The 25,367-nt window shown below is 69.0% G+C and carries 30 protein-coding genes; 21 read left to right on the top strand and 9 right to left on the bottom strand.

Translation table 11 applies throughout. The features are described from left to right. Positions 1–56: 56 nt before the first annotated feature. Together OG452_RS21050 and rsmI are read right to left on the bottom strand one after the other, a co-directional pair. The gene (locus OG452_RS21050) at positions 57–509 is read right to left on the bottom strand and encodes a hypothetical protein (protein ID WP_327297137.1); all 453 of its coding nucleotides are present in this window, start codon (positions 507–509) and stop codon (positions 57–59) included. Positions 510–793: 284 nt separating this feature from the next. Further along, positions 794–1,684: a 16S rRNA (cytidine(1402)-2'-O)-methyltransferase gene (gene rsmI, locus OG452_RS21045; RefSeq protein WP_327297136.1), complete on the bottom strand. Its 891-nt coding sequence runs from the start codon at positions 1,682–1,684 to the stop codon at positions 794–796. Positions 1,685–1,745: 61 nt separating this feature from the next. Between rsmI and OG452_RS21040 the strand changes: the two genes are divergently transcribed. Next, positions 1,746–3,515 (top strand): dolichyl-phosphate-mannose--protein mannosyltransferase, encoded by a 1,770-nt coding sequence (locus OG452_RS21040; protein ID WP_327297135.1) that lies wholly within the window; start codon positions 1,746–1,748, stop codon positions 3,513–3,515. Positions 3,516–3,646: 131 nt separating this feature from the next. On the opposite strand, the gene OG452_RS21035 is transcribed toward OG452_RS21040, so the two are convergent. After that, positions 3,647–3,805: a hypothetical protein gene (locus OG452_RS21035; RefSeq protein ID WP_327297134.1), complete on the bottom strand. Its 159-nt coding sequence runs from the start codon at positions 3,803–3,805 to the stop codon at positions 3,647–3,649. Between the two features lie 631 nt (positions 3,806–4,436). Here OG452_RS21035 and OG452_RS21030 point away from each other — a divergent pair. Beyond that, positions 4,437–5,222 carry an NUDIX domain-containing protein gene (locus OG452_RS21030; protein WP_327297133.1) on the top strand — a complete coding sequence of 262 codons (786 nt, stop codon included), beginning with the start codon at positions 4,437–4,439 and terminating at the stop codon, positions 5,220–5,222. Here the strand turns inward: OG452_RS21030 and OG452_RS21025 are convergent. After that, a complete protein-coding gene (locus OG452_RS21025; protein ID WP_327297132.1) occupies positions 5,206–6,336 on the bottom strand; it encodes a helix-turn-helix transcriptional regulator in 1,131 nt (376 codons plus the stop codon). The genes OG452_RS21030 and OG452_RS21025 overlap by 17 nt on opposite strands. A 616-nt stretch (positions 6,337–6,952) precedes the next feature. On the opposite strand from OG452_RS21025, the gene OG452_RS21020 reads away from it, so the two are divergent. From OG452_RS21020 to OG452_RS20930, 19 genes are all read left to right on the top strand, one after another. Further along, the gene (locus OG452_RS21020; RefSeq protein ID WP_327297131.1) at positions 6,953–7,159 is read left to right on the top strand and encodes a hypothetical protein; all 207 of its coding nucleotides are present in this window, start codon (positions 6,953–6,955) and stop codon (positions 7,157–7,159) included. Between the two features lie 99 nt (positions 7,160–7,258). After that, positions 7,259–7,645, top strand: a complete 387-nt coding sequence (locus tag OG452_RS21015; RefSeq protein ID WP_327297130.1) for a RapZ C-terminal domain-containing protein — start codon at positions 7,259–7,261, stop codon at positions 7,643–7,645. A gap of 102 nt (positions 7,646–7,747) precedes the next feature. Then, positions 7,748–7,921: a hypothetical protein gene (locus OG452_RS21010; RefSeq protein ID WP_327297129.1), complete on the top strand. Its 174-nt coding sequence runs from the start codon at positions 7,748–7,750 to the stop codon at positions 7,919–7,921. Between the two features lie 111 nt (positions 7,922–8,032). Further along, a complete protein-coding gene (locus OG452_RS21005; RefSeq protein ID WP_327297128.1) occupies positions 8,033–8,296 on the top strand; it encodes a DUF6284 family protein in 264 nt (87 codons plus the stop codon). After that, positions 8,293–9,378, top strand: a complete 1,086-nt coding sequence (locus tag OG452_RS21000; protein ID WP_327297127.1) for a conjugal transfer protein — start codon at positions 8,293–8,295, stop codon at positions 9,376–9,378. Before OG452_RS21005 ends, OG452_RS21000 begins: the two co-directional genes overlap by 4 nt. Then, positions 9,378–9,797, top strand: a complete 420-nt coding sequence (locus OG452_RS20995; protein ID WP_327297126.1) for an RRQRL motif-containing zinc-binding protein — start codon at positions 9,378–9,380, stop codon at positions 9,795–9,797. Before OG452_RS21000 ends, OG452_RS20995 begins: the two co-directional genes overlap by 1 nt. Then, entirely contained in the window at positions 9,794–12,022 is a 2,229-nt protein-coding gene (locus OG452_RS20990; protein ID WP_327297125.1) for a cell division protein FtsK, read from the top strand. Before OG452_RS20995 ends, OG452_RS20990 begins: the two co-directional genes overlap by 4 nt. Positions 12,023–12,161: 139 nt before the next feature. Continuing rightward, the gene (locus tag OG452_RS20985) at positions 12,162–12,413 is read left to right on the top strand and encodes a hypothetical protein (RefSeq protein ID WP_327297124.1); all 252 of its coding nucleotides are present in this window, start codon (positions 12,162–12,164) and stop codon (positions 12,411–12,413) included. Positions 12,414–12,430: 17 nt separating this feature from the next. Then, complete coding sequence (locus OG452_RS20980) at positions 12,431–12,625, top strand: hypothetical protein (RefSeq protein ID WP_327297123.1); 195 nt, start codon at positions 12,431–12,433, stop codon at positions 12,623–12,625. Between the two features lie 11 nt (positions 12,626–12,636). Next, positions 12,637–13,107, top strand: coding sequence for a hypothetical protein (locus OG452_RS20975; RefSeq protein ID WP_327297122.1), 471 nt, complete (start codon positions 12,637–12,639; stop codon positions 13,105–13,107). Between the two features lie 88 nt (positions 13,108–13,195). Next, a complete protein-coding gene (locus tag OG452_RS20970; protein WP_327297121.1) occupies positions 13,196–13,876 on the top strand; it encodes an SAM-dependent methyltransferase in 681 nt (226 codons plus the stop codon). Then, positions 13,873–14,526, top strand: coding sequence for a DNA cytosine methyltransferase (locus OG452_RS20965; protein WP_327297120.1), 654 nt, complete (start codon positions 13,873–13,875; stop codon positions 14,524–14,526). Before OG452_RS20970 ends, OG452_RS20965 begins: the two co-directional genes overlap by 4 nt. Beyond that, the gene (locus tag OG452_RS20960) at positions 14,523–15,413 is read left to right on the top strand and encodes a bifunctional DNA primase/polymerase (RefSeq protein WP_327297119.1); all 891 of its coding nucleotides are present in this window, start codon (positions 14,523–14,525) and stop codon (positions 15,411–15,413) included. Before OG452_RS20965 ends, OG452_RS20960 begins: the two co-directional genes overlap by 4 nt. A gap of 185 nt (positions 15,414–15,598) precedes the next feature. Next, positions 15,599–15,790 (top strand): hypothetical protein, encoded by a 192-nt coding sequence (locus OG452_RS20955; RefSeq protein WP_327297118.1) that lies wholly within the window; start codon positions 15,599–15,601, stop codon positions 15,788–15,790. Next, positions 15,787–17,343 carry a YfjI family protein gene (locus tag OG452_RS20950; protein WP_327297117.1) on the top strand — a complete coding sequence of 519 codons (1,557 nt, stop codon included), beginning with the start codon at positions 15,787–15,789 and terminating at the stop codon, positions 17,341–17,343. The genes OG452_RS20955 and OG452_RS20950 overlap by 4 nt, the downstream gene beginning before the upstream one ends. Before the next feature lie 303 nt (positions 17,344–17,646). Continuing rightward, entirely contained in the window at positions 17,647–17,895 is a 249-nt protein-coding gene (locus tag OG452_RS20945; RefSeq protein ID WP_327297116.1) for a helix-turn-helix transcriptional regulator, read from the top strand. 73 nt (positions 17,896–17,968) lie between these two features. Beyond that, the gene (locus OG452_RS20940; RefSeq protein ID WP_327297115.1) at positions 17,969–19,228 is read left to right on the top strand and encodes a tyrosine-type recombinase/integrase; all 1,260 of its coding nucleotides are present in this window, start codon (positions 17,969–17,971) and stop codon (positions 19,226–19,228) included. Between the two features lie 327 nt (positions 19,229–19,555). After that, positions 19,556–21,220 carry a penicillin-binding transpeptidase domain-containing protein gene (locus OG452_RS20935; RefSeq protein WP_327297114.1) on the top strand — a complete coding sequence of 555 codons (1,665 nt, stop codon included), beginning with the start codon at positions 19,556–19,558 and terminating at the stop codon, positions 21,218–21,220. A gap of 156 nt (positions 21,221–21,376) precedes the next feature. Continuing rightward, a complete protein-coding gene (locus OG452_RS20930) occupies positions 21,377–22,222 on the top strand; it encodes an EamA family transporter (RefSeq protein ID WP_327297113.1) in 846 nt (281 codons plus the stop codon). A gap of 118 nt (positions 22,223–22,340) precedes the next feature. On the opposite strand, the gene OG452_RS20925 is transcribed toward OG452_RS20930, so the two are convergent. From OG452_RS20925 to OG452_RS20905, 5 genes are all read right to left on the bottom strand, one after another. Continuing rightward, positions 22,341–22,901, bottom strand: coding sequence for a DinB family protein (locus OG452_RS20925; RefSeq protein ID WP_327297112.1), 561 nt, complete (start codon positions 22,899–22,901; stop codon positions 22,341–22,343). 200 nt (positions 22,902–23,101) lie between these two features. Further along, positions 23,102–23,545, bottom strand: a complete 444-nt coding sequence (locus OG452_RS20920; protein WP_327297111.1) for an SRPBCC family protein — start codon at positions 23,543–23,545, stop codon at positions 23,102–23,104. 23 nt (positions 23,546–23,568) lie between these two features. Beyond that, complete coding sequence (locus OG452_RS20915; protein ID WP_327297110.1) at positions 23,569–24,345, bottom strand: SDR family oxidoreductase; 777 nt, start codon at positions 24,343–24,345, stop codon at positions 23,569–23,571. Positions 24,346–24,472: 127 nt separating this feature from the next. Then, a complete protein-coding gene (locus tag OG452_RS20910; RefSeq protein WP_327297109.1) occupies positions 24,473–24,934 on the bottom strand; it encodes an ATP-binding protein in 462 nt (153 codons plus the stop codon). After that, a complete protein-coding gene (locus OG452_RS20905) occupies positions 24,934–25,212 on the bottom strand; it encodes a hypothetical protein (RefSeq protein ID WP_327297108.1) in 279 nt (92 codons plus the stop codon). The genes OG452_RS20910 and OG452_RS20905 overlap by 1 nt, the downstream gene beginning before the upstream one ends. Between the last annotated feature and the right edge of the window lie 155 nt (positions 25,213–25,367).

Here is a 25,367-nt window from a genome sequence, read left to right as displayed (position 1 = left end):
CCTCCTGGGGCGGGGGGAGGGCCGCCGCGCGAAGCGCGATCCGCGGTGCCAGCGGCCTACTCGCCGCGGTGGAAGGGGTGCAGCAGGTCCCGGAGCTGCCAGTGGTGGCGCTCGCCGGGTGCGGGGGTCGCCCCGCCCGCGGGCTGGGCGGCTGCCGCGGACCCGGCCCCCCGGCGCGCTGTGTCCCGGGGCGCTCCGGGAGGCACGGACGTGACGCTGCCCGCCCCGGCAGGCACGGACGTGACGTCGTCCGTGTAATGGAGCAGATTCTGCACCGATGAGACCCGCCCCGACCTCATGATGCGTACGACGTGACCGCCGCAGTTCAGACAGTTCGGATTGGAAAGCGGCGAGGGCACCCGCTCGCCGTCGGCCCGGTATACGACAAAGGCCTCACCGGAAGCATTGACGTGGTGCTCAATCTCGTACGCCTGCTCCCAGCCATGGCCACACCGCATACAGGCGAAGGAATATGCCTCATGGGCGGTGCTTTCAACTATCTCACTCATGCCAGCTCCTCTTGTCCGCGGACAAGCCTTCCGAGGGGCGATTCCGTCCCACTTCCCAGTGGACGCCTCCGGCTCCCGGAATGCATCAGGTGCTGCCTACTATTGGACCGGTTTTGGCCTGCTCGTGGCCAAAGGGCCCGTGATCACGTTGCCCGCTTTGCCAAGCGCGCGGGTCCTTTGCCTCCCGGTGGCACGGGACCACCGAGCCGACGCCGTACGGCCACTCTCCGCCGCCGCACGGGCACCGTCCGGCACAGCGCGGGACGCGCTTTTCACCGCGCCCTTCACTGCCCCTTTGCCGCATCCTTCACTGCGTCTTTCGCCGCGTCCTTCGCCGCGTTCTTCGCCGCGACCACCGCGTCGAACACCTCCCGCTTGGGCAGGCCCGCGTCGGCGGCGACCGCGGCGATGGCCTCCTTGCGCCGCTCCCCCGCCTCCTCGCGCACCTGCACCCTGCGCACCAGCTCAGCGGGGTCGAGCTCCTGCGGCCCCGCCTCGGGGGCGCCCTCGACCACGACCGTGATCTCGCCCCGTACGCCCTCCGCCGCCCACTCGGCGAGCGCCTTGAGCGGCCCGCGCTTCACTTCCTCGTACGTCTTGGTCAGCTCACGGCAGACCGCCGCCCTGCGGTCGTCGCCGAAGACCTCCGCCATCGCGGCGAGGGTGTCGTCCAGCCGGTGCGGGGCCTCGAAGTACACCAGCGTCCTGCGTTCGGCCGCGACTTCGCGGAGCCTGCCGAGCCGCTCGCCCGCCTTGCGCGGCAGGAAGCCCTCGAAGCAGAAGCGGTCGACCGGCAGCCCGGAGAGCGCCAGCGCGGTCAGCACGGCGGAGGGGCCGGGAACCGCCGTGACCTTGATGTCCTGCTCCACGCAGGCGGCGACCAGCCGGTAGCCGGGGTCGGAGACCGACGGCATCCCCGCATCCGTGACCAGCAGCACCCGCGCGCCGCCGGTCAGCGCCTCGACCAGCTCCGGGGTGCGGGCCGTCTCGTTGCCCTCGAAGTACGAGACGACGCGTCCCGTGGTCTGTACGCCGAGCGCCTGGGTCAGCCGGCGCAGCCGCCGGGTGTCCTCTGCGGCGACGACGTCGGCCGTCGCCAGCTCCTCGGCGAGCCGGGGCGGCGCGTCCGACACGTCACCGATGGGGGTCCCTGCGAGTACCAGCATTCCTGTCACGACTCCATTCTCCCAGCCCCGTGCACACCACTCTCACAGTCGGGTTCCCTACGATGGCGCGGTGACGAGTACAGCGCCTCAAGCCCTGAAGGGCCACGACGCCGGGGAACAGCCACCCGCCTGGGGGCGCAGACTGCGCCGCTTCGGGTACGCGGACCCGCGCGAAACGGGTCTGCGCGAGCGACTGGTGCCGCCGTACGCCTCACCCGGGCCGCAGCTGTGGACCGTGCTCGGCCTCTCCCCCACCTTCGCCGAGCGGCTGCTGCGCTGGTCGGCCTGGGGCGGTCCGCTGCTGGTCACGCTGGTCGCCGGAGTACTGCGGTTCTGGCATCTCGGCAGCCCGCACGCCGTGATATTCGATGAGACGTACTACGCGAAGGACGCCTGGGCGCTGATCCACCAGGGGTACGAGGGCCACTGGCCGGACAGCATCAACAACGCGATCCTGGCCAACCCCTCGCACGTCTCGGTGCCGTCCGACCCCGGCTATGTGGTGCACCCTCCGATCGGCAAGTGGCTCATCGGGATCGGTGAGCACTTCTTCGGGTTCACGCCGTTCGGCTGGCGCTTCATGACCGCGCTGCTCGGCACGCTCTCGGTGCTGATGATCTGCCGGATCGGCAGGCGGCTGCTGCGCTCGACGTTCCTGGGGTGTCTGGCGGGCGCGCTGCTGACGGTCGACGGCCTGCACTTCGTCATGAGCCGCACCTCGCTGCTCGACCTGATCGTGATGTTCTTCGTCGTGGCGGCCTTCGGGGCCCTGCTGATCGACCGGGACAGAAGCCGGGCCCGGCTCGCCGCCGCCCTGCCGGCGGGCGAGGAGGGCGGGCTGCGGCCGGACAGCGGTGTCGCGAGCACGCTGCGGCTGGGCGCGCGGCCCTGGCGGATCGCCGCCGGTGTACTGCTCGGTCTGTCCGCCGCGACCAAGTGGAACGGCCTCTACGTCCTGGTCTTCTTCGCGGTGATGTCGGTGCTCTGGGACGTGGGCGCCCGCCGCACGGCCGGCGCCGTCCGCCCGTACCGGGCCGTCCTGCGCCACGACCTGCTGCCGGCCTTCGTCTCGACGGTGCCGGTCGCCGTGGTGACGTACATGCTCTCCTGGACCGGCTGGTTCGTGACCAAGGGCGGGTACTTCCGCGACTGGGCGAACCAGCGCGCCGGGCTCTCCCCCGACCACGTCAAGCTGCCGGTGCTCGGCACGGTCCATCTCCCGCAGTTCGACATGAGCTGGGTCCCGGCGTCACTGCGCAGCTTCTGGCACTACGAGGCCGAGGTCTACAGCTTCCACGTCAATCTGACGGAGGGGCACCAGTACCAGTCGAACCCGTGGAGCTGGCTCGTGGTGGGCCGCCCCGTCTCGTACTTCTACGAGTCCCCGAAGCCGGGTGCCGACGGCTGCCCGCGGGGCGGCGAGAGCTGCGCCCGCGAGGTGCTGGCCATCGGCACCCCGCTGCTCTGGTGGGCCGCGTGCTTCGCTGTCCTGTACATCCTGTGGCGCTGGGCCTTCCGCCGGGACTGGCGGGCGGGGGCCGTCGCGTGCGGGATCGCGGCCGGGTATCTGCCCTGGTTCATGTACCAGCAGCGGACGATCTTCTTCTTCTACGCGGTCGTCTTCGTGCCGTTCCTGTGTCTGGCCGTCGCCATGATGATCGGCGCGATCCTGGGACCGCCCGGGTCGAGCGAGCGGCGCAGGGCGGTGGGTGCGATCGGTGCGGGTGTGCTGGTGCTGCTGATCGTGTGGAACTTCATTTATTTCTGGCCGCTGTTCACCGGGGATGCGATCCCGCTGAGCGAGTGGAACAACCGGATGTGGCTGAACACCTGGATCTAGCTGGGCAGACGCGTAACGAGGGCCCGACAGTCTGTCGGGCCCTCGCAGTCGTTGTCGGTCGTTAGTGGTTGTCGTAGGTCGCCTTCGGACGGCCCAGGGACGGCCCGGCACAGGCAGACCGTGCGCCGGTCTTACCAGGACGTCTGACGACGGGACTTGCTGCTGTGGTTCGCTGCCGTGTTGGAACCGAGCGCGAAGAGGGCCGCTACAGCGACTGCGTCGAGGTAGACACTCACCGCTCTTGCGACCGGCGGCCACATGACCATTAGCACGACGATGATCACGATCACCCACGGATACTGCGGGCGGTTTGACAGATGCCTTGGGGCCTGGTTCAGACTCACTGTTGAACCTCCGGGTTCGCAGCCCACCACGTAGCCCTTTCTTCCAGGGCGGAGCCGCGTGGTGGGCTTCTGCTGTTACGAGCATGGTGCCTTGCGGATGGGCCCCTGCTTTCGCCGGCAGGCGACAACAGGACCCCCTCCTGACACCCTGTGAGTCATCTCTTTCATTGCGTGCGCAATAGAAAATCAGCCAGGCTAATCTGCCCTGGTCAGGGCGCTGAAAGCGTGACGCGACCAGGTCGGGAGCCGTGCATCTACACAGGTCGGGAGGATGCACTCTGCCTGCCGGGAGTTGCACTTTGCCTACCAGAGGTTGCTCGTAAATGTGGCCGAAAAGCGTCTACTTCTGTAGGGCAATCGTCAGCAGCGTGAGGCCGACACTTACCCATCCCCATCGCTCGACTAGATCCGATTCCGTCCAGTCAGCCGTCGGCCCACGCTCTGTAGGACCGACGTGGCCCCCTAGCGTCCAGGTTGAGCGCGCCACTCTTGTGCCATCCATGTCAACCGACTGGCGTGGCTCCCATACTCTGGTCCGCACCACCAATAGGCCCTTAGAACGGAGAGTGCTTCACGGATGGGACCGAAGTCGGCAAAGGTCTACGAAGCAATCCGCGCACGGCTCGCGTCCGGCGAGCTGGCGCCCGGCGACAAGCTGCCCTCCGAACGCACCATGGTGGACGAACTCGGCATCGGCCGCACAGCCCTGCGCCAGGTACTCGCGAGGCTCGTAGCCGAGGGGGCGATCGAGGTGCGAGGGCGAAGCTCGTACCGGATCCCCGGGGGCGGCAGCGTCACCCGCCCCGAGGGACTCGCCCCGTGGAAGATCCACGGAGAACGGACCCTCTATGACAACCGGTGGGTCAAGCTCGAACTCTGGGACGTCGAGCCCCCCGGCGTAGAGCGGTTCGAGCATCACGTGGTGAAGCTCAAGCACGTCGCAATCTCCGTCGTGCTGGACGATCGTGACCGTGTGCTCCTGCTCTGGCGGTATCGATTCGTTCCACAGCAATGGGGTTGGGAACTCCCCGGAGGGATCGTGGATCCGGGCGAGAGCGCACACGAAACGGCACTCCGCGAGGTCGAGGAAGAAACAGGGTGGCGTCCGACCCACCTTGACCACGCGGTGAGTTATCAGCCGATGGTCGGGATGGTCGACTCACCGCATGAAATCTTCGTAGGCCGGGGCGCTGAGCACGTGGGAGAACCCACGGACGCGGAAGAGGCCGGCCACGTCGAGTGGGTCCCACTGGCTGACGTGCCGCGCTTGATGGCTCAGGGCGACCTCATGGGCTCCGGCACTCTGGTCGGCCTGCTGCATGTACTAGCGAACCGCAGTGGGACCCCTACAACTCCTGCGTAAGGAGATCAATACGACGGCGATGCCGTACGGATCCCGTACGGCTAGCCAGCAGCCGCGCCGCGCGCAGGTGAGTATCGACCTGGTCGTACTCACCGCGCGCCAAGTGCGCCTGTGCGAGATCGCACCGGAGCCCCGCCTGTGCTCGGACGAACGTCGGGTCTACTCGCTCAAGAGCCCCGTACAGTTCGGTTACCGCGTCGTCGTCGCCCAGCATCGCAAGGACGTTGCCGCGCCATCTTTCGAGGTGCGAGCCATTGAGGAAGATGCTCAGCATGTCGGGGTCCCGGTCCTCCGCCCCGCCCGGAATACTCGCGGCCGCGGCGTCGAGCGCCCGCCTGCTATCGACCGGCAAACCCGCGCGGGCGCACACTTCAGCCTCTGTTGAGTAGAGCCAGGCCAGCAGGCGGGGGGAGCCTTGTCGGCCAAGGATCCTCTGTGCGTCGCGCACGAGATCGACCGCCAGAGCAGGGCGGCCCGCATCGCACAGCACGTACGCCTGCTCGCCCATCGCGTGAGCCAGATACATGGGGGCTTCTGCGTCCCTGGCGGCCCTCTTCGCAACCTCGTAGTGACGCCAGGCACGCTCAACTGCGCCAGCGTCCAGCCCCTGCCAAGCCGCCAAGGTGGAGGCACCGGCCAAGGCGAGTGCCACGGGCCGACGAGTCTCCGGCAGGACAGCAAAGTTCAGCGTTTCTTCAAGCTTGGCCAAGTGGCCAGCCATCTGGTCAACAAGACCCGATGAACCCATCTGACGGTCCATGGTCCGCAATAGCTCTGTCTGCGCGTTGAACGACTCCACCATGCTGCCGCCGATGCTGCTCGCCGTGTCGATCCGGCTGAGCAAGTCGTCATAGCCGTCCGCGGCTGGCGTCTGCAGAACTGTGGCTGAGGGTCTCAGCTCATCGTCCGTGACCCCGAGAAGGCGCCGCAGGATCACTGCATAGCGGTCCGAGATCACCCGCTTGCCGTTCTCCCACTCGGAGACGTACACACGCAGACTCGCGGTCGAAGCGACATCCGTTGCGTGCTGTCTGGCGTACTGCTCGATCTCTCGGACAAGCCGCTCCTGAGACCAGCCGCGTTTTTTTCGCGAGCCCCGAAGTCCTTCACTCACGTGCCACCGCCGGGCGATAGGTGCCGTCGCTGTCCAATCCAGCATGCACTACGTCACCGCAGGTCAACAGGGGTTAACAGGCCCCGTGTTAAGCGCTGTTGGCTACCGAACACCGCCCCTTCTGGAGTCTTCTGATTAGGCGCCAGCAAGGCGGAACGGCGGTGGAACCGTCGAACATCCTTGACTCTGGTGCGCACCAGATGCTTACCTATTGGTGCGCACCAGATGGACCCCGGTCCGAACGGGCGCAACAACTGCACAGCGTGATCCACCGCAGCACGACGGCCGTGAGGACACCGGCCGAGGCGAGTGGAGACCAGCCGATCGAGACCGGGCCCGGTGTCACAACCGGGCCCCACCCCTCCGAGTGGGGGACACGCAATCGGCTCTAAAGAACCGCACGGCCACCTTTGGCTGCACGACTTCCGGGCTTCGGCCCTCCCCCGGAACGAGCAGCGCCGTGCGAAGAGGACCGAACCCGTTCCACCCACCGTCTCCGCAGCGCATTTCTGCTGCTGCGGCCGGTTGCCTCCTCCGCCCGTCCGGCCGATACGGCCGTACGGGCGGGGCTGAGGGGAGCCGGAACCGATCCGGACCACATCAAGGAGTGATCAGCATGGGACGCCGCCTCAACAACTTCACCCAGGACGAGGTCGCCGGAGGGCTCAAGACACCGCCCGAGCACCACGGCCAGCCGATGCAGAAGCTGTCGTTCGAGCCCATCTACGAGTGCAACGGGGGCAGCAACGGCTGCAACGCGTCCGTCAGGACCAACATCACGTACGAGGAGAACGAGAGCATCAACCGCCTCAACGAAATGTAGTTCCGCCAACCGCCCCGATGGTCGCAAGGCCGGGTTCGACTCCCGACCGGGGCACTCCCCTTCACCCCTTCCTTCCTCCCAGCTCAGAGGAGATCCGCCATGCCCGAAACAACGGTTGAGATCGTCTCGTTCGGCTACCTCCACGGGGCGCCGCCCGCCGCGCACCTGACCATCGACCTGCGCCACCACTTCCGGGACCCGCACGTCAGCCCGGAACTGCGCTACATGACCGCAGCGGACGAGCCGGTCCGCACGGCGGTTCTCGGCACTCCCGGTATCGCCGCCCTGGTGGAAGCCACGGCCGCCGCGGTCGCCGGATTCGCCTCCGGTCCCAGCACCGGAACGATCGTCGTCGCCGACGGATGCGCCGGCGGCCGACACCGCGCCCCGACCTTCGCCATGAGCCTCGCCGCCCGCCTTGAAGCAGCCGGGGCCAGCGTCACCCTCACCCACCGCGACATCGGTGAACCCGTCGTCCAGCGCTGACGCACACGGCTCCACAGCCCCGAAGGTCGCAGGCCGGGTTCGACTCCCCGCCGGGGCACGGTCCGCACCACGCGGACATCACACACCCCTCAGGAGAAACGCATGTCTGCCAAGAAGAACGCTGCTCTCTCCCGCCTGACCCAGGCCGCCCGTATCGACAAGCGCCTGCAGGTCCCGTCGTCCGACCGCAAGGTGCAGGCCACCGCCAGCGAGGCCGGTGCGGCGGGTGCCACCCAGAACGAGATCAACCAGGCGTACCGCGCGGGCCGTCGCTGACAGCAGCAAAAGCCCCCCTCTGTCCCACCACCCCACGAACGGCGCGCGGCCCCGGTGCTGGAACACCGGGGCCGCATTTCGGGCCGTCTCACGGCTAGGAGAACACGACCCATGGAACACATCGTCACACTTCAGGACGCTGTTACTGCGTTCGCTCCGTTCATGGAGCCGACGGACGCGGAGCTGGACGCCATCGAGCGGGAGATGCCGGCCATCCTGGCCGACGTCGATCTGCTGGATGCGCAGATCATCACCCTGGACCACGCCCCGACCGAGCTGGACCACCAGCGCATCCGCAGGGCCCGTCGGCGGGTCCTCGCCGCACGGCGCGAGCTGGCCAACCTCGCCACGGCCCGGACGGGCGGTGCGGCATGAGCAACACCTTGAGCAAGACGCAGATTGCCGTGCTGAGTGCGGCGTTCCTGCCGATGCTCGCCACGGGCGCGTTCGGCGGCGTCGGCACCTACTCCAACATCAGCGGCGCCTACGGAACCGGAACCGCACTCGGTGCCGTCGCCGCCGGCGAGGGCGCCACCGCCGTCCTGGCGCTGGTTCTGCTGGGGCTGACCATGCTCGGTCAGTCCTCTCCCCGCGTCATCCGACTCGGCTTGTGGGCGCTTCCCGCAGCGGCGGCGTCAATGGCGGCGATGGCAGCCGACGACCTCGGCACCACGGTCATCTACGCCATCACGCCAATGGGTATGTGCGTGTCGGCTGAGGGCATGGCGTTCCTCGCCCGCCGCATCGCGGTCCACACCGAGGGGCGTGACGCTGAGGGCGAGCGGCGTGCGGTCGAGGTGGTGCAGCGGCTCGCCTATCACCGGGCGCGCGCCGCGAACCACCCCGATGGGAACGTTCGCAAGCGCTCGGATCGGGCGTCGTGGCGTCTGGCCCGCAAGGTCGGATCGGGAGACACGGGCCTCGGGTCGGCGTTGCTCGATGTGCAGCGTCAGCGCGTCACGGTCGGGGCTGACGCCGCGCTCGGAGCGATGTTCCACCTCGGCCCGGACGCCCTCCCCGCCGTAGCAGCAAATGCGGAGGAATCTACCGCGACCGTGAGGATTCGGTCTACGTCTGACCAGCGTGAATCGACCCGCGAACCGATCACCGCGAAAGCCTGGGAACTGCCCCGCCCGGTGGCGGTCGGCTTCCTGAAGTCGACCCTGCCGAGCAAGCCGGTCAAGGCCATCGAGTCGACGGTGGTCCGCCCGATCGTGAAGCGTGTGGTGCCTGCCGAGTCGAGTCAGCCGCGCCGCGCCACCGGCCGTGTCCCGGAGGCCGCGAAGTCGACCCGTCCCAAGCGCACGCCGGACCAGCTGCTGAGCGAGGCCCGTGTGGCAACGGCCGATTGGCCGGACGCCAAACTGACCGCCGAGGGCATCCGCCGCACCTTGCGCACGTCCCCGGCGAATGCCCGGATGCTGCGCGAGACGCTGCGAGCCGAGCGGGCCGCCTGATGGCCATCACCCATGGCAAGTGCCTCGCCCAGCCTGAGCCGCGCTCCGCGACCCTGCCCCAGCACATCTGGCGGTGCGCCCCCGAGGGCATGGCTACCCGCCGCCAGTTACGGGCCCTGGGGCTTCGCCCGGGTGGTCAGGGGGTGCAGGCGGAAGTGATCCGGCCGCGCTACCGGCGCGGCCCGCTCGTCGCCTACCTCTACCGCATCGACCAGGCGAAACCGGTCCGGCCGATGACCTCTCGCAAGTGGGGCGCGCTCGCCCTGGCGATGCTCGCCCGCCGCACCTGCCCCGAATGCCACCAGGACGCCGGGTACTGCATCCCGTCCTCGCTCGGCATGTGCGTGACCTGCGCCTACCCCGAAGAGCAGCGCGCCGCCGGAACCCTCAACTCTGCTGAAGGAGCACGTACAGCATGACCGAGATCAGTGTGTCCGGTCCGCCTGCTGAGGCGCCGGAAGACGAGACCGCGCGGGTCCTGCCGTTCCCGCTGAAGAAGACCACCTCCGCCGCTCCGGCCACTGCGCCCGAGGTGGGGGAGGTGAAGCCGGGTGAGTGGCAGGCCGAACTCCCCGACACCGACGACCCGGACGCCGAAGGGCTCACCGAGGGCGCGGAGGTCGACCCGCCCAAGACGGTGTATCCGCCGTCCGTGGCGGAGTGGATGCAGGCCAAGGACAAGACGCGCCTGCCGGTCCTGCCGGACTGGATGAAGCTCCCCGACCAGCGCACCGCCGTCCGCAAGTGGGCAGTGCGCCACTACTCGGCCATGGTCGGCTACCACGCGGTGCGCCTGCCGACCATCTACACCCCGAAGATCCTGTGGTACTCCCCGCGCGGCGCCTGGCGCTGGTCAACGGCGGTCGGGCGGTGGGTATTCGACGCCGAAGCCAAGTCGCTGCGCCTGGCCGCCGTGGCGAGCGAGGACGCGGCGGAGTACCTGCGTCTGTCTCACCAGCGCAACGACCGCGTCCGGTTCAGGGGCATCATCGCCGGACTGGGCACGTTCATCGGCCTTGCCGCCGCCCTGACCCTGTACGTCATGGCGCCGTCCTGGCTGCTGCTGTTGGCGGTGTCCTCGCTGACCACGGCGCTCGGGGCGGTCGGTGCGCCGGCGGACCGACCGCTGATCGACCGCGCGAAGGTGACCTTCCGCAAGCGCCGCCTGTCGTCGGACGTCGTCATCCGCGCCCACGAGGCGGCCAAGCTGACGGGCAAGGATCAGAACATCTCCTTCCCGCGGCCGATCGGCCGTGACGGCGACGGATGGCGGGTGGTAGTCGACCTGCCGTACGGCAAGACGTTCGAGGACGCGGTCAAGGCCCATGCCCGCCTCGCGTCCGGCATGGACATCGCCCCCACCCAGCTCTTCCTGGACAAGGACGAGACGAGCGGTCGACGCGTCTCGTACTGGATCGCCGACCGTGACCCGCTCGCTGTCCCGTCGGGTAAGTCGCCGCTGCTGGGGGCGACGCGGGTGGACTTCTGGAAGCCGTTCCCGTGGGGTGTGGACGAGCGCGGCAACCCCGTCATGGCGTCCATGCTGTGGATGTCGTTGCTGGTCGGGGCGGTGCCCCGGCAGGGCAAGACGTTCTCCGCCCGCACCATCGCCCTGGCTGCTGCCCTGGATCCGCATGTGCGGCTCCTCGTCTTCGACGGGAAGGCCTCACCGGACTGGCGCAGCTTCACCAAGGTCGCCCACCGCATCGGGTTCGGGATCGTGCCCCGTGACGGGTTCGACCCGGTGGAGCACCTGGTCAACTCCCTCATGGAGCTGAAGGCGGATGTGGAGGACCGCTATCACCGCCTGTCCGAACTCCCCTTGCACATCTGCCCCGAGGGCAAGCTGACCCCGGAGATCAGCCGGGACCCGAAGCTGAACATGCCGCTCACGCTGGTCGTCGTCGATGAGGTGCAGGAGTACTTGCAGCACCCCGTCCACGGCAAGACCATCCTTGACCTGCTCGTCTACCTCGCCCGGGTCGCGCCGGCGGTCGGTGTGTCTGTCCTGAACTCCACGCAGAAGCCCGACGACACTGCCTGCCCCTCCGTGCTCCGCGACCAGCACCAGGGCCGCTTCTCCCTGCGGGTGGGCTCCTGGCAGGTCTCCGACGTGGTGCTGGGCGCCGGGTCCTACTCCGAGGGCCTGGACGCCTCCAAGCTCCTGAAGTCCCACAAGGGTGTCGGCCTGCTCAAGGGCATGTCCGACGACTCGGGGATCGTGCGGACCTACCTGGCCAACGGGCGGGACGCGGAGACGATCCTGGACCGGGCGCGCGCCCTGCGCGAGGACCAGGGAACCCTGTCCGGTGACGCGGCCGGAGAGGTCAGCAAGAGCCGCAGTGCTGACGCGATCCTGGACGACGTCGCCGCCGTCCTCGGCCGCAGCGAGGACAAGGTGTGGTCCGAGACGGTTGTGGACCGCCTCGCCCAGCACAACGCCGACGCGTACGGCGAGTGGGCCGCACTGGAGGGCCGCGCGAAGGCCGACCAGCTCGCCGCCGCGCTGAAGCCCTACGGCATCAAGACGGACCAGGTGTGGGGCAAGACCGAGGCCGGTAAGGGCGCCAACCGGCGCGGTATCGAACGCCAGCACATCATCGACGCCGTCACCCGCCGTAACAAGAAGCGGGCCGAAGCCTGACCCCCGAGGTCGCTAGGTCTAGCAAGACCACTCGCTAGACCTAGCGACCTCGCTAGCGACCCAAACCGCACCTGATCAGCCCGCTAGCACCTAGCACCCCACCTGCGGAAACCCTCCAAACCGCCCGGAGAGGCCCCTCATGACCCCCATCGTGCTCGCTAGCGCCTGCCTCCTACTCATCACTCTCGGTTACACCGTCAAGTGCTGGCTCAGCCCCTTCGGTGACTGCCGGCGCTGCCGTGGCATGGGCTACGCCGTCCGCGTCGACCGCAAGGGCAGGGCCAAGCGCGGCAAGGACTGCCGCCGCTGCCAGACCACCGGCAAGCGCATACGCCTCGGCCGCCACCTCTACAACGTCAGCCGCCACACCTACCGCGCCGGCACCCACTGACCCCCGGAGGAACCCCCATGGTCATCACGATCCCGCTCGTCCTGCTGCTCGCCGCCGGCCTGCTGCTCCTCCTGCGCTTCAAAGCCCTCGGTGGCGGCGCGGCGGTGGTCGCCGTGCTCTTCGGCTTCTACCTCGCCTCCACCAACGCCAACGGCACCGTCAGCCACCTGGTCAGCGCCATCACCAACGCCATCCCGAACATCGGAAATTGAGGAGCCCGGCCATGAACGAACCCAGCGCCTACCAGCACCCCGCGACGGTCGTCGTGCACCGCCCTCAGCCCCTCGCCCTGCACGAGCCCAGCCCGTCGGCAGCCATGGACTTCTACGGCGCACGTCAGCCGGTGGTGTGGGTGCCCGACGCCTACGGCCGCATGGTCCCCATGCCCAAGCACCTCGCCCCAGCACCGGCCGCCCCCGCACAGCCGCGCGACCTCACCCCCCTCCCTCTCCTGGACCCCGTCGCGCAGCGCTTCATAGGCGCCGGACTCGGTGGCGGGGCCCTCGCGGCCGGCCTCGGCTACGGCATCGGAGAAGTCGTCAGCGCCGCCGCAGGAATCAGCGGCGGCGCACTGGTGTGGGTCGCCGTCATCGTCCTCGCCCTTCGGACCCCCATCCAGGCCATCAGCAGCGGCAAGGGCAGCACGGTCAACATCCGCAAAGCCGTCATCAAGCGCAACCGCATCTTCGGCTAGCTACGCCAAGGGCGGCCCCCGCATCTCGCCAAAGAACCGGGGCCGCCCTTGTCCACCTGCCACCAACAGACCTGTGGAGGTCACCAGCATGACCCATCCCACCGACATCCGGCGAGTGCCCATCCGGCCGCGCCTGCTCGACGCGTTCTGCTGCCAGGGCGGCGCCGGCAAGGGCTACGACGATGCCGGATTCGACGTGACCGGCATCGACAAGGACCCGCAGCCCCGCTACCCCTACCGGTACATCCAGGGGGACGCGGTCGAGTACATCCGCGCCCACGGCCATGAGTACGACGCCATCCACGCATCCCCGCCGTGCCAGTTCGACAGCGACTGCCAGCGCATCCAGGGCCGCGCCCACCCCGACCTCATCGCCCCCACCCGGGCCGCCCTGGAGTCCACAGGCCGCCCATGGGTGATGGAGAACGTCCGGGGCGCGCTGGCCAAGCTGAACGCCCCGGTGATGCTGTGCGGAGCCATGTTCGGCATGGCCACCTACCGCCACCGCTACTTCGAGACCAGCCCGGACGTCTTCCTCGGAGTACCCGCACACCCGGAACACATGGTGCGGCAGGCGAAGATGGGCCGCCCCGTACCGCCCGGCCACTACGGCCAGTTCGTGGGGAACTTCTCCGGCGTCGACCACGCCCGCCGCGTGATGGGCGTGCCCTGGATGAACCGCGACGGCATCCGCGAATGCATCCCCCCGGCCTACACCCTCCTCATCGGCACCCAGCTCCGCACAATCCGTCTGGCGGTGGCCGCATGAACGCCACCGTTCTCCCCATGCGCCGCCCCAACGGGCTGCGGGTCCTGGACCTGTGCTGCGGCGCAGGCGGCCTCTCGATGGGCTACTTCCTGGCCGGGTTCGACGTCGTCGGCGTCGACAACCGCCCCCAGCCCCACTACCCCTTCACCTTCCACCAGGCCGACGCCCTGGACTACCTGACTGTGCTCACCGCGTCCGGGGAGATCCGGGACTACGACCTGGTGCACGCCTCCTGGCCGTGCGAGCGCTTCGCCCGCGTCACCGCCTGGCGCGGCAGCCAGGAAAGCCACCCCGACCTCCTGACACCAGGGCGCCCCCTGCTCCAGGCATGCGGACAGCCCTGGGTCATCGAAAACGTCCCCGAAGCACCCCTGCGCCCCGACTACCTGCTCTGCGGAACCCAGTTCGGGCTCAACGTCCGGCGTCACCGGTCCTTCGAGACGTCCTGGGGCGGCGGCGGGGACCTGGTGGCGCCGTGCTGGCACCGGAAGTCCCTGCTCGCCTTCGAGCACAAAGGCGAGCGCGCCTACGCCGATGCCATGGGCTGCACCTGGATGAGCAGCGCCGAAGCCCGCAAAGCCGTACCCCCCGCCTACAGCCAGCACATCGGCCAGCAGTTCCTCACCCACGAAAGGCGGGCCGCCGCATGAACACCCTTCTTCTGGCTGCCGCTCTGGACGCCGCGGACCGTGGTTGGCACGTCTTCCCGCTCCGCCCCGGCGACAAGCGCCCCGCCCTGCATGGCGAGGCCGTCTGCCCGGGTCTCGGTGACTGCGCCGGGGGCCACCGCAAGTGGGAGCAGCGCGCCACCCTCGACCCGGACCGGATCCGCCGGGCCTGGTCCGATGGGCCGTTCAATATCGGCATCGCGACCGGCCCCTCTGGGCTGGTCGTCGTGGATCTCGACGTGCCCAAGCCCAACAGCAGTACGGGCACGCCTTCCGGCGTGACGACCTTTGAGGCGCTCTGCGAGCGCGCCGGACAGGCCGTCCCCGCCACATACCGGACCCGGACCGCGAGCGGCGGCCACCACCTGTACTTCACCGCCCCCGACGGGATCCGGCTCGGCAACAGCGCGGGCAAGCTCGGCAAGCTCATCGACACCCGGGCATGGGGTGGCTACGTCGTCGCCCCCGGAAGCATCGTCCACGGGGCCGCGTACGAGGTTCTCGACCCAGCCCCGGTACTTCAGTTGCCCCCGCGGCTCCTGGACGCTCTCAAGCCTCCGGAGCGCCCCGCACGGCCGGTCCGGCTGGCTGTGCCGAAGTACGGGAACCGTGCTGCCGATACCGCCCTGGAACGCGAGACAGCGGCCGTGGCCGCATCCCAAGAGGGCGGCAGAGAAGCCCAGTTGTTCGAGAGTGCGCGCAAGGTGGCCCGGTTCGTCGGGTGGGGCGACCTCACGCGCGACGAAGTGGAACAGGCATTTCAGAGGGCAGGTGAGGCGGCCGGGCTCCCGGCATCCCAGTGCCGCTCGACACTGCGCAGCGTCCTGAACTGGTCCATCCGCAACTGCCGGCCAAGGGAGACGGCATGAGCCCCCGGCCCGATTTCCCTCTGAAATGCCAACAGCTCGGACTCGCCGGACTCCCGGACGCACCCGAGCCCCGGCCCACCACGGCGCGGGCTGTCGTACCCCGAAAGTCGTCGGCCGAAGGCCGTCCCCTTCGATCTGTTCGCCCTGACCAGCAGGCGCCCACCGCCCCGGGCCAGCGGCCGCACGTGACCGCACTGCTCACGATCACCGCGCCCCCAAGCTGGTCGGCCATGCCGTCGGGGCGGTCCTGGTGCGCGTGCGGCTACGAACGCCACGCCATCGGCCGCGCCGCCACCCTCCAGCTCATTGAGAACCACACCGCGCACCGCGACCACTGCCCCCTGCTCGCCCCCGTGGAAGGGAGGAACGCAGCATGAGCACCCCCAACGAACTCGGCTCCGATCTCTGGGAAGGGTTCAACGACCTGACCCCCGAGACCATCACCGGCCCCACCTGGGACGAGCCCGTACCCCTGACCGCGCGCAGGCAACTGCCCGCCTTCCCCGTGCACGCCCTCCCCGCGTGGCTGGGGGACATGGTCGCCGGGGTGGCCGAGGAGACGCAGACACCGGCCGATCTCGCCGGGTGCCTGGCCCTGGGAGTCATCGCCACCGCCGCCGGCGGACGGGCCACCGTCTGTGTCCGCGGGCACTGGCGAGAGCCGGTGAACCTCTACACCGCCGTGGCCCTGCCCCCCGGTAACCGGAAGTCCGCCGTGTTCGCCCTGATGACCGGCCCGCTCCTCGCCGTGGAGAAGACACTCGTGGAACTGTCCGGCCCCGTGCGGGCCGAGGCGGAAACCACCGCGCGCCTCGCCAAGGCAGCAGCCGACAAGGCCGCGCAGAAGGCGGCAGGCGCCGAGCCCGGCCTACGTGACCAGCTCACCGCCGAAGCCGTCCAGCTCGCCCAGCAGGCCGACGAACTCAGCGTGCCTGCCAAGCCGCAGCTCATCGCGGACGACGTCACCCCGGAAAGCCTCGCCACCCTCCTGGCCGAGCAGGACGGACGCATCAGCGTCATGTCCGCAGAGGGCGAGATCTTCGACATCATCGCCGGACGCTACTCCGGAGCTCCCAACATGGGTGTCTTCCTCAAAGGCCACGCAGGCGACATGGCCCGCGTGAACCGGCAGGGCCGCGATCCCCAGCACATCGAAGCCCCCGCCGTCACCATGGCCCTGGCCATCCAGCCCGAAGTCCTCGACTCCATCGGCCGCGTCAAAGGCGCCGACGGACGCGGCCTGCTCGCCCGGTTCCTCTACGCCAAGCCCCTGTCCCTGGTCGGCTCCCGCAACCTCACCCCCGACCTCCTCAGCGAGGAAACCACCGCCGCCTACACCAGGACGCTCGGCGGCCTGACCATGGCACTCGCGGACTGGACCGACCCCGCCGTCCTCACCCTCAGCCCCGAAGCCGACGCGGTCATGCTCGCCTACCAGAAGGTCACCGAATCCCGGCTCGGCAAAGGCGGCAGCCTCGCCCCCGTCGTGAAATGGGCCTCCAAACGAGACGGAGCAGTCGCCCGCATCGCCGGACTGCTCCACCTCGCCGCCCACCCCGACAACGGATGGACGCTGCCGATCGAAGCCGCCACCATGGCCGCCGCAACCGAGCTGGGCGACTACTTCACCGCCCACGCACTCGAAGTCTTCGACGCCATGGGCGCCGACCCCGCACAAGAAGCCGCCCACCAAGTCCTCACCCACCTCAAAGACCAGCGCCTCACCGGCTTCACCAAGCGGGAACTCTTCCGGGGCCTCTCCCGCGGCGACTTCCCCGCCATGGCCGACCTCGACCCCGCACTGACCCTCCTCGAAGAACACGGATGGGTCCGGCAACAGCCCCAACCCCCACGCAGCGGCCGAGGACGGCCGCCCTCGCCCCGCTACGACAGCCACCCGAGCACCGCCCCGCCGCTCACCAGTGCGTGACGGAAAACCCCAACCCGCTGACAGAACTGACAGAAATCGTTGGAGCGGCCCCTGACCTGCGGTGATACCCGTTTCTGGCCTCGTGACAGAAATCAAAAGAAGTCCGACAGAAATACGGCATCCGCCACGCGCCCTCCAGCGGACGTCGCGTGACAGAAATACCCCGCAGCCATTTCTGTCAGATTTTCCGCGATTTCTGTCACGGGACCTCCAGACGAGAAAACCGCAGGCCAGGCCCCACGTCCACGAATTCTGTCAGTTCTGTCACGGGAAACCGGCCCCACCGTCCCGTAGGAGCCCCCGGTGACCACCACCCGCACCCCAGCACCCGACCCCCGCGCCACCCTCCGGGACGGCCTCCCGGACCGCTACCTCACCCCCGAAGACCTGGCCGCCATGTTCAGCCTCCCGAGCGTCGAAACCGTCTACGCATGGCGCAAGAAGCGCATCGGCCCGCCCGCCGTCCGCATCGGCCGGCACCTGCGCTACGACCCCCGCGCCGTCCGCGACTGGGTCGACACCCTCACCACAGACGACGACCTCGCCGCCTAACCCACCCCAGCCAGCAGGGGCACGACCAAACACCGGCCGCGCCCCTGCCCCGTCACACCCAGGAGCACGCCACATGGCAGGCCACATCCAGGACCGCTGGTACAAAACCGAAACCAGCCCCGACGGAAAGACGACCCGGACGAAGACCGATCGTCACGGCACGGGAATGCGGTACCGAGCCCGTTACGTCGGCCCGGACGGAACAGAGAAGAGCAAGTCATTCCCTGACAAGCAGAAGCGGCTTGCGGAACAGTGGCTCGTCACCACCGCCGCCGACATGTCGCGCGGCCAGTACATCGACCCCCGAGCCGCACGCATCACCTTTCAGCAGTTCGCTGAGAAGTGGGTGGCCACCCACACAACCGAAATCAACAGCCGGGAGGCCGCTGAGCGTCGACTCCGGCTGCACGCCTACCCGTACATCGGGAGTCGCCCGCTCGCCTCATTCCAGCCCGGCCACATCCGGACGTGGCTCGGGGAACTGGAATCCGTAGTCGCCGCCTCCTCCCATCGCCGTATCATCTTCGGCACCGTTTCGGCCGCCCTGAGTGCGGCTGTGGATGACACGCTGCTCGCCAAGAATCCCTGCCGGGCCCGGTCAGTACAGATTCCCAAAGCGAGTCCGCCACGGGTGGCTCCGTGGACATCGGCTCAGGTGTTCGCTGTACGCGCCGCTCTAGTCGAGCGCCTGCGGGCGACTGTCGATGTCGCAAGTGGATGTGGCTTGCGGCAGGGCGAGGTCTTCGGTCTCTCCGAAGATGAACTCGATTACGAAGGCGGCTGGCTCGGAGTTCGACATCAGCTCAAGCGGATCCGTGGCGAGTTCGTCTTTGCGCTCCCCAAGGGCGGGAAAGTCCGAGACGTTCCCCTGCCGAAAGCGGTAGGCGCTGCACTGCGCGCCCACTCCGAGCAGTTCCCCCCGGTCAGAGTGACGCTGCCTTGGCGCACGCCCGATGGGCCACTCGTGACAAAGACGCTTCTCTTTAGCGGAACTTCCGGCAACCACGTGCGGGTAAGTCACTTCAATGCCCACCTGTGGAAGCCTGCTCTGGCCGCTGCGGGCATCATCCCGGAACCGAAGGCGGGGGAGAAGTACGCATCGGCGTCTGAGGACGGCATGCATGCCCTGAGGCACTTCTACGCTTCCGTCCTGCTGGACGCCGGAGAGAACATCCGGGCCCTGAGTGCCTACCTCGGCCACAGCGACCCAGGTTTCACCCTGCGGATCTATACGCACCTCATGCCGAGCAGTGAGGGGCGTACCCGCTCGGCCGTCGACGCCCTGTACAAGGCACCTGCGGACCATGATCACGGCCCAGAGGCGGCCCAGTAGCCGAGCTTATGCCCTGGCCAGCGGCTAACCTGCTGGTCAAGGCGTAGAGCCCCCTCGGTAGCGAGACTTCATTTATTTCTGGCCGCTGTTCACCGGGGACGCGATCCCGCTGAGCGAGTGGAACAACCGGATGTGGCTGAACACCTGGATCTGACACCGGGACCGCACCGTTGTTTCCCGCAACTTGCCTCTGTGGTGCGGCCCATGGTCCCGGTCGGGTAACGACGCCCCGGGCGCCACCCGGGTCCCGTACGCTGCTGGACGTAACTCTGTTGAACATGTTCAAAGAGGCATGTCCAAAGGGGCTCCTGGGGAGGGGACGCAGCAGTGCGTAACGGGGTAAAGATAGGCATAGTGGGCGGGGCGTTCGCGGTGGTGGCCGGCGGGGTCGGCTACGGCGCGTACAACATCTGGAACGCGCTGGACGGTTCGCACGGCGGAGGCGACCCCACCGGGACGACCCAGGCCGCGCCCGCCCGCACCGGTCCGCCGACCGCGGACGAGATCAGTGGTGTGGCGAAGGACTTCCTCGCCGCCTGGGCGAAGGGCGACGCGGACAAGGCGTCTCAGCTGACCAACGACGCGGCGGACTCACAGCCTCTGCTGGCCGGTTACCGCGAGGACGCGCACGTCACGAAGGTGACCCTGACGCCCGGCGCGGCGTCCGGTGCGGAGGTGCCGTTCACGGTGCGGGCCACCATCTCGTACGAGGGCAGGACCAAGCCCTGGTCGTACACGTCGTCGCTGAGCGTCGTACGGGGTGTGACGACCGGCCGGGCGCTGGTGGAGTGGGACCCGTCGGTGATCCACCCGGACCTGAAGAAGGGCGAGACGCTCACCACGGGCGAGGCGGAGTCCGCGCCCGTCAAGGCCGTCGACCACAACGGCGCCGAGCTGACAAAGGCGAAGTACCCCTCGCTCGGGCCGGTCCTGGACGCGCTGCGGCAGAAGTACGGCGACAAGGCGGGCGGCAAGCCCGGCATCGAGACGTACATAGGGGCCACCGATTCCGCGGACAACACCGCCCCCGCCAGGACCCTGCTGACCCTCTCCAAGGGCACCCCCGCGCTGCTGCACACCACGCTCGACGCGGGGGCGCAGGCGGCGGCCGAGACGGCGGTGAAGAAGTTCGGCGAGTCGTCGGTGGTGGCGGTCAAGGCGAGCACCGGTGAGATACGCGCGGTCGCCAACAACCGTGACGACGCCTTCGACGCGGCGACGCAGGGGAAGCTCGCGCCCGGCTCCACGATGAAGATCATGACCGCCACGATGCTCATCAACAACGGCCTGGCCGCCGAGAAGAGCCCCATCCTCTGCCCGGAGTCGGTCATGTGGCAGGGGCAGACCTTCCACAATCTGGACAATTTCTCCATCGCCAACGGCACCTTGGAGCAGAGCTTCGCCCGCTCCTGCAACACCGCCTTCATCAAGCCGGTGGGCAAGCTGCACGACCGAGGTATCGCGGACACGGCCCTGCCGGACACGGCGAAGAAGTACTTCGGCATCGGCTCGGTGTGGAACGTCGGCATCCCGACCTTCGACGGCAGTGTGCCGCAGACGACCGGCCCCAACACCGCCGCGGCGATGATCGGCCAGGGGCTCGTCCAGATGAACCCGCTCAACATGGCGTCCGTCACCGCCACCGCCCGTAGCGGCGCCTTCCACCAGCCGGTGATCGTGCCCGGGTCGCTGCGCGAGGGGGACACGGCCACCGCACAGCCGCTGCCCGCCAACACCGCGCAGCAGCTGCGCGACATGATGCACACGACGGCGACGGCGGGTTACGGGACGGGCACCGTGGCGATGTCCGGGGTCGGCGGGTACAAGGGCGCCAAGACGGGCTCGGCCGAGGTCGACGCCCAGGGCAAGTCCAACAGCTGGTTCACCGGATTCAGCAACGACCTGGCGGCAGCCGCGGTCGTCCAGTCCGGCGGCCACGGCGGGGACGCCGCAGGTCCGGTGGTCGCAGCGGTGCTGGCAGCGGGGTCTTGACCCTCTTGACGGGTTCGCGTGGTACGTACACCGGACGTTAGCGTTACGGGCCATGAGCACTTCCGTACCCACTGCCAATGCCCGGTTCGCCGATGCGCCGCACGGACCGGACGAGGACGCGGGCGCCACCTCGGCCGATGTCCTGGAGCCCGCCGCGTGACCCCCCTGGTCATCCTCGCCGTCGTCATCGCGGCGATAACGCACGCCAGTTGGAACGCCATTGCCCACCACATCAAGGATCAGCTTGTCTCCTTCACGCTGATCTCCGGGGGCGGGCTGCTGGTCGGCGTGGCGGGCGCGCTGTTCGTACCCTTCCCGACGGCCGCCGCGTGGCCGTTCCTGCTGTTCTCGGCCGCGCTGCACGTCACGTACATGCTGCTGCTCATGCGGTCTTTCACCCTCGGCGACTTCGGCCAGATGTACCCGATCGCGCGCGGCACGGCGCCGCTCGTGGTGACCGTGCTGGCCGCGGTCTTCGTCCATGAGATCCCGAACGGATGGCAGTTGGCGGGGGTGGCGGTGGCCTGCGCCGGGCTCGTCGGCGTGGCCCTGTGGGGCCTGAAGGGATCCCGCCCGCAGTGGCCTGCGATCACCGCGGCGCTCGCCACCGGCCTGGCCATCGCCTCGTACACCACGGTCGACGGCGTCGGCGTCCGCGACTCGGGCTCCTCGCTCGGGTACATCGCCTGGCTGATGATCCTGGAGGGCATCGCCATCCCGGCGTACGCGCTGTACCGGCGCCGCGGCCGACTGTCCGCCCAGCTGCGCCCGCACGCTGCCACCGGACTGCTCGGCGGCGCGATGTCGGTGGTCGCGTACGGGCTGGTCCTGTGGGCCCAGACCCGCGCACCGCTCGCCCCGATCGCCGCGCTGCGGGAGTCGTCGATCATCGTGGGTGCGGCGATCGGCGCGCTCTTCTTCAAGGAGAAGTTCGGGGCGCCGAGGATCGCGGCGGCCGGGCTGATGGTGGTCGGTATCGGGCTGATGCTGCATACGGCTTAGCGTCTCGGTACGGCTCAGCGCCCGGACAGGCGTCGCCCGGTCAGCCTCGTCAGCAGCATCCAGGCCGCCCTCGGCCACCAGCCCGGCAGCGATATGGCGGGATACGCCGCGCCGCTGATCAGCCCATGCTTTTCGCGCCGTCCAGGGACTCGCGGATGATGTCGGCGTGGCCTGCGTGCTGGGCGGTCTCGGCGACGATGTGCATCAGCACCCGGCGGGCCGACCACTGCGCACCGGCCTCGAACCACGGAGCCTTCGGCAGCGGGTGACTGGCGCTCAGGTCGGGCAGCTTGGCGACCAACTCGTCGGTCCGGCGGGCCACATCGGCGTACTCGGCCAGGACACCGGCCAGCGTCTCACCGGGCAGCATCTTGAACTCGTCGGCCCGCCGGGCGAAGTCGGCCTCGGTCATCTTCGTGAAGTCCGGCATCGACGAAGGGCCTTCCAGAATGAAGGCCGCCCAGCCTCGCTCGACCGAGGCGACATGCTTGATCAGGCCGCCCAGGCACAGCTCGCTCGCCGTGGGAGCCAGCCCGGCCTGCTCGTCGGTGAGGTCGCGGGTGGTGAAACGCAGGAAGTGCCGCTGCTTGGCCAGCATCGCCAGCAGGTCGGCGACCTCGCCGGTCGCGGCGGGCGCCTCTGCCAGGTCCTGATGGTTGGTCGGCTCGTTGACGGTCATGAGGGTCTGCCTTCCGTTGTTCCTGTTCCTTCGGCCATGGACCACGCTAGAGGCCATAGAGGTCACCTCCTGGCCTACATCGCGACAACTCGCCGCCGGTACAAGGAAACCAAGGGTAAGGCGCTCAAGAAGCACGCGGGAAACACTCACCGCGGCGCGCGTTCCGTACGCGCACACCGCGGTGAGCGGCAGCCATCGGCTCAGCTCTGGGAGAAGAGCGTCCGCAGGGCGTCGAGACCAGCACCGTAGGTGCCGTCGCCGAAGAGCGACTCCACCTGCGGCACCACCTCGTCCGTGCCCTGGTACACGGCGGACCACCGGACCTCGGCGACGTCGGCGTGCGGGTGCACGGCGAGCGTCGCCACGAACTCGGCGACCGGCAACACCACCGGGGGCAGGAGGGCGTAGCTGTACCACCGGGCGTCTGGGTCGCGGTCCAGCAGGCGCTCACGGGCCACGATCCGGCCATCTACCGCGAAGACCCGTACGGCGCCGGGGACTGCGGGGTCCGCGTCGTCCTCGATGGTGGACGGCTGTATGTGAGGGTGCCAGTCGGCGAGGCCGCCGAAGTCGCCGATGGCCGCCCACACCTGGCCGGGGGTGGCCGCGAGCACGGTGGAACGCTCCAGCGTCCGGGGCTGCATGGATGTCTCCTCGTTACGGGCGGTCACCATGTGCGGTCACCGCGCAGGACCGCGTCGGCGCCGCCGTCGGCGAAGACGACCTGGCCGGTCACATGGGTGTTCTCGGGCGAGGTCAGCCAGGCGATCAGCGGGGTGATCTGCTCGGGGCGGGCGTAGCCGTGCAACGGCATCGGCACGGCCTGCTCGACCAGCTTCCGCATCTCGGGGTCGTCGAGCATCGGCTGGGTCATCGGCGTGACGATCACGCCGGGGCCGACGGCGTTGAGCGGGATACCCGCCCCGGCCCAGTCGTCAGTGATGGCGGCACGCCGGATCCAGCGGGAGACCGCGGCCTTGGAGGAGGAGTAGACGAGCTGCCCCTTCCCCCGGTCGACGGCCGCCCGGGAAGCGACCACGGCCGCCTCCTCGTCGCCGGCGAGTGCGGCGTCCACGATCGCGGAGTCGGTCGGGTGGACGGAGTCGATCGAACTGATGACCAGGGCCCGCGGATCGGCACCGGCGGCCAGCAGCGGGCGCAGCCCCTCCAGCGTGGCAACGGCGCCGAAGTAATTGATCTTGACGGTGAGCGGATCGGGCTGTGCGACGCCGGCGCAGGCGATGACGGCGTCGAGACGCCCGCCGTTCAGCTCCCGGGCCCGGCTGACCAGTACGGCCCGGCCTTCGGCCGTGGACAGGTCGGCGGAGATGTCGCTGTCCTTGAGATCAGCCCCGATGACGGTGTGCCCCCGCGTACGCAGGAGGGCCGTGGTGGCCTTGCCTATGCCGGAGGAAGCTCCGGTGACCAGATAGGTACGGGACATGATTCGCTCCTTCGCGTGCCCAGAAGTAAGGCGACTGCCTCACCAACGTACACCCACCATTAAGGCGGGCGCCTTACGGCCCATGACCTGCGAGAACAGGGCGGATGAGGGGATGAGGTAGGCCGCCTCACTCCGGGCGCCCGGCCGCAACCGCTTCAGCGGCACGTCCGTCCCCCGCCAGAGCGCACTCCGCCCAGACGACCTTGCCGGGCCCGACCCGCTCGCCGAATCCCCATGCGTCGGCGACCGCGTCCACCAGGCACAGGCCCCGCCCGCCAACCGCGTCCTGGTCCGGATCGGCCATGCGGGGAGGCACGGACGACGCGTCGTGCACCTCGATACGGATGCCGCGTCCGCGCTCGTCCAGCAGGAAGCGGGTCTCGATCTCCCGCCCCGGCGAGACCACGGCATGGCGTCCGGCATTGGTCAGCAGCTCAGAGAGGACGAGCGAAGCCGCGTCCGTAAGCGGCGCGAGGCCCCAGCCCTCCAGCGCTGTACGGAGTTCCGTACGCGCCCGAGCGACACAGGCGGGGTGCCGGCTCCACCGCCGTACGACTGCGCTCTCGGGGTTCCTGACGGTCGGTTCCATCACCGCACCACCACACCGTGCAGCGGGCAGGGCGGCCCGACCTCGACGCCGTGCAGGTCGAACCAAGCGATCCGGCTGTACTCCAGCCGCTCGTACGCCAGGGCGGAGAACGAGCCCAGGTTGGGCCGGAGTTGGTGGCCCAGCGGCAGATACGCCCGGCATACGAGGAGACGGCGGCGGCGGACCACGAGCGGGGGCGGCGGGGCGGGCCGCCGCCTGGCCGCCAGATTCAGGAATCGGACCGCCGGACCGACGAGACGGGCAATAAACTTGGGCATGTTGACGCTCCTGCTTGGCGTCGGCCGCGCCCCCGGACCGTTGCTGCGGTCGCGGGGGCCCCGTGCGTTCCTGTCGCACTGTGACGAATAACTCACAGCCTGTGGCTTGCGTCGCTACGCTTCTAGGGGTTTCGACCTGACAACGCGAGCTTCAA

This window comes from Streptomyces sp. NBC_01197 (genome assembly GCF_036010505.1).
GTDB lineage: Bacteria > Actinomycetota > Actinomycetes > Streptomycetales > Streptomycetaceae > Streptomyces.
This window is presented reverse-complemented; position numbering and strand designations above follow the sequence as displayed.

Coding starts and splice junctions, on each gene's coding strand:
- OG452_RS20920 (WP_327297111.1), bottom strand. CDS start 23,545: ATGCAGCCCCGGACGCTGGAGCGTTCCACCGTGCTCGCGGCCACCCCC.
- OG452_RS20905 (WP_327297108.1), bottom strand. CDS start 25,212: ATGCCCAAGTTTATTGCCCGTCTCGTCGGTCCGGCGGTCCGATTCCTG.
- OG452_RS20940 (WP_327297115.1), top strand. CDS start 17,969: ATGGCAGGCCACATCCAGGACCGCTGGTACAAAACCGAAACCAGCCCC.
- OG452_RS20980 (WP_327297123.1), top strand. CDS start 12,431: ATGGTCATCACGATCCCGCTCGTCCTGCTGCTCGCCGCCGGCCTGCTG.
- OG452_RS20950 (WP_327297117.1), top strand. CDS start 15,787: ATGAGCACCCCCAACGAACTCGGCTCCGATCTCTGGGAAGGGTTCAAC.
- OG452_RS21000 (WP_327297127.1), top strand. CDS start 8,293: ATGAGCAACACCTTGAGCAAGACGCAGATTGCCGTGCTGAGTGCGGCG.
- OG452_RS20985 (WP_327297124.1), top strand. CDS start 12,162: ATGACCCCCATCGTGCTCGCTAGCGCCTGCCTCCTACTCATCACTCTC.
- OG452_RS20925 (WP_327297112.1), bottom strand. CDS start 22,901: ATGACCGTCAACGAGCCGACCAACCATCAGGACCTGGCAGAGGCGCCC.
- OG452_RS21050 (WP_327297137.1), bottom strand. CDS start 509: ATGAGTGAGATAGTTGAAAGCACCGCCCATGAGGCATATTCCTTCGCC.
- OG452_RS20960 (WP_327297119.1), top strand. CDS start 14,523: ATGAACACCCTTCTTCTGGCTGCCGCTCTGGACGCCGCGGACCGTGGT.
- OG452_RS21020 (WP_327297131.1), top strand. CDS start 6,953: ATGGGACGCCGCCTCAACAACTTCACCCAGGACGAGGTCGCCGGAGGG.
- OG452_RS20965 (WP_327297120.1), top strand. CDS start 13,873: ATGAACGCCACCGTTCTCCCCATGCGCCGCCCCAACGGGCTGCGGGTC.
- OG452_RS21005 (WP_327297128.1), top strand. CDS start 8,033: ATGGAACACATCGTCACACTTCAGGACGCTGTTACTGCGTTCGCTCCG.
- OG452_RS21010 (WP_327297129.1), top strand. CDS start 7,748: ATGTCTGCCAAGAAGAACGCTGCTCTCTCCCGCCTGACCCAGGCCGCC.
- OG452_RS20990 (WP_327297125.1), top strand. CDS start 9,794: ATGACCGAGATCAGTGTGTCCGGTCCGCCTGCTGAGGCGCCGGAAGAC.
- OG452_RS20995 (WP_327297126.1), top strand. CDS start 9,378: ATGGCCATCACCCATGGCAAGTGCCTCGCCCAGCCTGAGCCGCGCTCC.
- OG452_RS20915 (WP_327297110.1), bottom strand. CDS start 24,345: ATGTCCCGTACCTATCTGGTCACCGGAGCTTCCTCCGGCATAGGCAAG.
- OG452_RS20970 (WP_327297121.1), top strand. CDS start 13,196: ATGACCCATCCCACCGACATCCGGCGAGTGCCCATCCGGCCGCGCCTG.
- OG452_RS20975 (WP_327297122.1), top strand. CDS start 12,637: ATGAACGAACCCAGCGCCTACCAGCACCCCGCGACGGTCGTCGTGCAC.
- OG452_RS20910 (WP_327297109.1), bottom strand. CDS start 24,934: ATGGAACCGACCGTCAGGAACCCCGAGAGCGCAGTCGTACGGCGGTGG.
- OG452_RS21015 (WP_327297130.1), top strand. CDS start 7,259: ATGCCCGAAACAACGGTTGAGATCGTCTCGTTCGGCTACCTCCACGGG.
- OG452_RS21030 (WP_327297133.1), top strand. CDS start 4,437: ATGGGACCGAAGTCGGCAAAGGTCTACGAAGCAATCCGCGCACGGCTC.